The organism is Candidatus Thiosymbion oneisti (assembly GCF_900092655.1).
GTDB classification, from domain to species: Bacteria; Pseudomonadota; Gammaproteobacteria; order Chromatiales; family Chromatiaceae; genus Thiosymbion; species Thiosymbion oneisti.
The window spans coordinates 1-5,328 of the sequence record NZ_FLUY01000916.1 but is presented as its reverse complement, the minus strand read 5'-3'; the positions used below and the strand labels follow the sequence as shown (position 1 = coordinate 5,328).

The 5,328-nt window shown below is 56.1% G+C and carries 5 protein-coding genes; all 5 read right to left on the bottom strand.

Annotation, left to right across the window (positions count from 1 at the left end):
• Window positions 1-227 precede the first annotated feature (227 nt).
• The 5 genes from BQ17_RS09480 to BQ17_RS09460 all read right to left on the bottom strand — a co-directional run bounded on the left by BQ17_RS09480 (window position 228) and on the right by BQ17_RS09460 (window position 4,866).
• Complete coding sequence (locus BQ17_RS09480) at window positions 228-1,970, bottom strand: AMP-binding protein (RefSeq protein ID WP_089726481.1); 1,743 nt, start codon at window positions 1,968-1,970, stop codon at window positions 228-230.
• 13 nt (window positions 1,971-1,983) lie between these two features.
• Complete coding sequence (locus BQ17_RS09475; protein WP_089726479.1) at window positions 1,984-2,436, bottom strand: acyl-CoA thioesterase; 453 nt, start codon at window positions 2,434-2,436, stop codon at window positions 1,984-1,986.
• Between the two features lie 24 nt (window positions 2,437-2,460).
• Window positions 2,461-3,222: a fatty acid desaturase gene (locus tag BQ17_RS09470; protein ID WP_176722365.1), complete on the bottom strand. Its 762-nt coding sequence runs from the start codon at window positions 3,220-3,222 to the stop codon at window positions 2,461-2,463.
• 304 nt (window positions 3,223-3,526) lie between these two features.
• Window positions 3,527-4,006 (bottom strand): PaaI family thioesterase, encoded by a 480-nt coding sequence (locus BQ17_RS09465; protein ID WP_089726475.1) that lies wholly within the window; start codon window positions 4,004-4,006, stop codon window positions 3,527-3,529.
• Window positions 4,003-4,866: a ferritin-like domain-containing protein gene (locus BQ17_RS09460; protein ID WP_089726473.1), complete on the bottom strand. Its 864-nt coding sequence runs from the start codon at window positions 4,864-4,866 to the stop codon at window positions 4,003-4,005. The genes BQ17_RS09465 and BQ17_RS09460 overlap by 4 nt, the downstream gene beginning before the upstream one ends.
• Window positions 4,867-5,328: the final 462 nt, after the last annotated feature.

The following is a 5,328-nucleotide window of genomic DNA, read 5'->3' as shown; positions in this document are numbered from 1 at the left end:
CGTGGGAGCAGACTTGTCCCGACGGAGGAGGGATCTTGACGCTCCAGCGTCGATTAAGCGCCTCGGTAGGCTAACCGTCAACGCCTATTAGCACAGAGGAGCTAAGTCCGCTGGAGCGGACCAGACGGCGTTCCCACGCTGGAGCGTGGGAACGAGCACGAATTTACAAATTTTATGCCCTAAAATCAGTATCTTAATTTTTAGACAGCCTCTAAGGCTATATCGGGTCAGCTGTGTCTTCGGCCAGGGACCATAGGCTCGACGGTGTTGCCGAAACTCACGTCCAGTAGGGTCGCTATCTGTCCTGATGCAAGCAGCTTACGGCACTCCAGATAACGTTTTTTACCGCTCGTAGTCCGCGGAATAATCCGTTTTCTTCCCACCAGGACCCTCGACAAAGGAGGTTCGATGGCTGCCAGTTGTGGCAATATCCCCTCGATACGCGCTTTCCGGGTATTCGGACCGCCATCGACGAACATGACGACATCCGTTGCGTTCTCGCGATTGATGTCGGCCTCGAATACTGCGAACTGGTCGGCTGGTGCACCAACGATGGCGGCCACGCGTTCTTCCATATCCGCGCAGGAATAATTGACGCCATTGTGGACGATAATGCCCTTCATGCGGTCGATGATATAGAGTTCACCCTCGTATATCAGACCCAGGTCCCCAGTGTGCACATATCCGCCTTCGAAGGCCAGCGGGGTTGGACGGTCTGGGAGCAGGTGGCCCAAGGCAATCGAGGGACCTGATACGACGATCTCCCCGAGCCTGTTTTCTTCTAGGGATTTTCCTGAAGGGTCCCGAATCTCGATGCGAGTCCCGGCGATTGGTCGCCCCACGGATACGATCTCCAGATACTTGCTTTCCGCATCCTCTGCTGGGGTGGTTGCAGCGGCGATTTCGGCTGGGGCACCGACGGCAACTGCTCCGCGGTCGATCGACAGAAACCCGAGGGGATCGGCCGGTGAACGGACCGTGCTTGCAAGTGTCGTCTCCGCCATCCCGTAACAAGGAAGAAAGGCATCAGGGTCAAATCCCAAGGGACGAAACTTATCGGCAAAAGCCATCAGGGTACGCCGCCGAATCGGTTCCGCACCGCAAAAGAGCACTTTCAGTGATGACAGATCGTAGTGGTTCGCTACCGAATTCGACAGGGTTTTGACGCAGTAATCGAGACCGAAATTGGCGCTGACTGCCAGCGTGCAACGGAATCTGCTTATGGCCTCCAGCCAGCGTTCCGGTCTGCGGAGAAAATCTTGGGGGGCCAACATCGCCAAACGATAACCATGCATGAAACAAAATAACTCGGCCCCCACTAAGCCCATATCGTGATAAAGCGGTAGCCAACTGATACCGGTTTCGCCTTCACCGAGCAGACCCGCCTGCCTGATCCCTCGGGTGTTGACGAAGACATTGGCGTCGCTGATAGCGAGCAGCTTGCCGGGACCGGTGGAGCCGCTGGTCATTTGCAGGAAGGCGACAGCGGACGAAAGAAGACCACAGCGACGACGCAGGATGTGGGACTGGTCATCCAGTTCCTTAAGGTCGGGAGAACAGAAAATGGGCGCGAAATGCCGCTCATTTTCCAACGCGAGCCTGATCTCCGGGCGTTCTTCGGCTACCAGCAGTCCCCCATCCAGCACCTTTGACACCTGGTGCACCCGCTCACCCCAGGCCTCCGCCCCCTTGAACGCCCCTGGGGTGGGAATAATCAGGGGCTTGGCCGCGGCAGCAATCGCCGTATAGAAGGCCCCGAGGGTAAATCTTGGCGAGCCGGCGGCGATGAGCATGACCTTGCCGCGCGGTAGCCCGCGCGCCTGCAGTCGCTCCCCCCGTTCCAGGGCCTTGGTCGCCAGGGTCCGGTGGCTTTCCCAAGCGAACCCTTGGGTACGGGGATCGAAAAACCAATGGCCGCTCGTGTCACCTGATTCGAGATAGGCGTACAACCGCTCCGCCAGAGTTGCCATCTATCAGGTTCGCTCAGCGTGACGGGGCATTCGTTTCCTGTCGATAGCGTTCGCGCAACGCATCCGGAATCTTGCCCGGGCGGCCCTTGCCGATGTCCAGCAACAGGCCTTTCTGTACCGCCTCGGCAGCGACCTTGCCGTTGGTTTGGTGGGTAAACCGAGCCGTCAATTCCCAGCTCGAACGCCCCAGGTCGGTGAGCCACATGGCACCGCGGATAGGATCGAACAGACGCACCGGATATTTATACTCGATGGTCGTGGAAAGGATAGTGGGCGCAAGCCCGCGTTCCATCAGTTCGGGTAGGGGCAGAAAGCGCCGCAGCATCTCCAGACGCAGGTCCTCGAGCCACCGCACATAGACGATATTGCTGACGACTCCCGCGAAATCGATGTCATAGGTACGTGGGGTCAGATCCAGCAGGGTTTCCAGGGGATGGATAGCTAAGGGTTGTGCTTGTTCGGACATTGATATTTGGTTGCCGTTGAAGAGCTAAAACAGCACGGATCGTTCAGGGAATCCATGCGCCAAGGGGAAATCGGGACCTCGGACATCGGAGAGCTTCACGCCGCTGACCCATGGGTATGCATGGTGCGTAGCATGGTGATAAGCGATGTTATAGGCATAAGGACCGATGGACCAATAGATCGCCCGGTTCAGCAGCGTAAGACGCGGCTTCAGGTTCCAGATGCTACGGGGTTTTCCCGTAGCGTCCGTATGTGATTCATAAGAGAAGACGAGAAAGCTCAGGGCAAATGCAAGCTTGGTGGGAAGCAGGAACAGAAGGAGGTAATTCTCGACGCCAACCAGCGCTACATAGCCTGCCAATACGAGCATTCGCCCAGTATGCAACAACCAAAAATCACGGGAAAGAATGCCGTGTTTCATACAGTATAAAAACCAATATTCCGGGGCCAAGGCCAGGCGCCACAGGGCGTTGTGCTTGCCGTCCCGAATCATCCGGAAATCCGGGTCGCGGTCGGAATTATCGTATGCGTGATGGCGGAGGTGCAATTCCCGGTATTCGTCAAATCCTATCGTCAATGGGGTATAGACATGCAAGTTCAGCCTTAGCAGTAGATTCCCCCCAAGTTTCGAGGGAGGCTCATGGAACAATTCGTGATTCATACCGACGATCCGGATCGTCAAGGGAATGTTGACCAAAAAGATGGCCCAGGCGGGTACCGAGGTGATTTCCGGTATCAGGCACAGTAGCACCGACATCACGGAGAGTAAGGGTACCGCGTAGGTCATCCATCGGATTTCCCGTGTTGTCCTACGGTATGCATTATGGTTTTGATTCATTCTGTTGGTCCTGGCTCTGCCCTTTACCGGATTCCACCTGTACGGCAATGCCATTAAGTTAAGCGTTACCGGTCGCCAAACAAAAGGAGAAACGACGCATCACGCAAATCCGCGCGAAATTGTCATCCCGAACCGAAGGGAGGGATCTTGTTCGCGCCGATTCGCGCGCGTCGTCGTTTTCGCTTCCGCATCCTGATCGACTACGACCAGCGGTCAGCAGCTAACTTAATAGCATTGGCCTGTACGGGGGGAGTCAATCTCTTGATGCAGGTGTCGGCTGTATTCCTGTCTGTGAATCCCGCAGGGCGAAGTTCGCGGCTATGTCGTTTTCGAGGCGAAACAGACCGGTCGCTGTAACCAGTAATTCCCCTTCCTGATTAAAGATGTTACCCAACACCACACCAAAGTCCCCTTCGAACGACTCCAGCTGCGCTTGCAGGTAATGATTTTCTCCCGTCGGAACGGGTGAAATATAAGTGATACGCAATCTCTGGGTGATTGCATGCGTGGCTTGGTCGGCCACGACAGCGTAGCCCATGACCTCATCCAACAACATGGCAGAAACGCCGCCGTGCACGATCCCTGGGTGTCCCTGATATTCATGTGGAGCCAGAAAGTCTGCCCTGACGCCGTCACCGTATCGGTAGATGCCCCCGACCACTACGCCGGCATCCGGCGGTGGTGGACGCAGACAACGGGCGATGGGGCTCAATGCGGAATGCTCTCCACTCATATCATGGCACTCGTCTTTTGGTAGAAGTGACGAATGAACCGCTTGATTTCAGTCTTCGTCTTCAGCGGTACCCCGGTCAGTTGACCGAACATATGGCAGATGCGATTGTCGACTACCTCCGGACTGGAATAGGTAATGGTCGTATCCGTCAAGCCCGCTTGGTTGTTGGTGTGGTTGAAGAAATAACCCGCGGGGTGCTTGTTCTCGGTCTCACTGTTTAACCACACGTACAACATCTCAAGGGCCCGCTGTCGTTCGAGATCAGGATCAGCGGAACCCTCGATGTATTTTTTCGCATAAGTGTAAAACCCGGCCGCATGACGTGATTCATCCGCGGAGAGCTTCATGCATATATCCTTCAGGACGGGTTCATCCACCGCTGCTGCCAGGTCGAGATACCAAGATGCGGCGCGCATTTCCGAGATGATATTCATGCTCAGCGTGCCCACGCGCGACTGGCCGAGCGGGTAAATCTCCCGCCGTTCGGCCATCTCGGAGGCGTCGAAATACACGTCGAAGTGGGACAACCAACGCATCAGGATATGAGGATGACGGGTCTCCTCGTACAGCCAAACAGTTACCCACTGAGTGAAGTCCATATCATCCGAAAACTCCCGGAAAAAGTTCATTGCACCGGGGAATGTGGTGAATTCGACATTAACCACGCTCTTTACGTGTTCGAGCAATTGTGGTGTGGTCCTATCCCTGGCAATTCGGCTCCATGCGATTTCGTCGAATTTCCAGCGAATGGTCTCCGCCTGGTAATAGAGATCAAAAAAGCGAAAATCCTGCAGCATGCTTCCAATGACACCTTTGCTTGCCGTCCGGTTACTGATTACACTCTTTTGAGCCAATGACATCTTGAGTTCTCCTATGGAAGTTAAACCTGAGAAGCTGTCCGGTTAAAACGGATCCTCGCGTCCTGTTGCGTTACGCCGCGTTCGGCGGTGTGCCGGTCCGGGTGCGGTCCGGGGTTATTTGGCGTTGGTTGTGGGAAAAGATCCCTCCTGCGTCGGGACCAGTCCGGCGTGTTGGGTTAGGGTGCGTTCAGCCCTGTCACTGTGCTTCGGGATCGAACCGCGCGCCTAACCCAACCTACACTTAACGCGAGGCCATGCGTGCAGGCCGCGCGGGGGGTCATGTGGGTGTAGGTTGCGTTAAGACGCCGGCACCGGCCTGGCCGTCGATCAACGAGCCGTTGGGCGTCGAACACAACCCGTCAAACCCTGTCGGCTGGCTCCCCAGGCTCCAGCGTCGATTAAGCGCCTCGGTAGGCTAACCGCCAACGCCGATCAGCACAGAAGAGCCGCGTCCGCTGGAGC

What these genes read in the sequence shown, in the direction of transcription:
- BQ17_RS09460 (WP_089726473.1), bottom strand. Translation starts at nt 4,866, where the DNA reads ATGTCATTGGCTCAAAAGAGTGTAATCAGTAACCGGACGGCAAGCAAA.
- BQ17_RS09465 (WP_089726475.1), bottom strand. Translation starts at nt 4,006, where the DNA reads ATGAGTGGAGAGCATTCCGCATTGAGCCCCATCGCCCGTTGTCTGCGT.
- BQ17_RS09480 (WP_089726481.1), bottom strand. Translation starts at nt 1,970, where the DNA reads ATGGCAACTCTGGCGGAGCGGTTGTACGCCTATCTCGAATCAGGTGAC.
- BQ17_RS09470 (WP_176722365.1), bottom strand. Translation starts at nt 3,222, where the DNA reads ATGACCTACGCGGTACCCTTACTCTCCGTGATGTCGGTGCTACTGTGC.
- BQ17_RS09475 (WP_089726479.1), bottom strand. Translation starts at nt 2,436, where the DNA reads ATGTCCGAACAAGCACAACCCTTAGCTATCCATCCCCTGGAAACCCTG.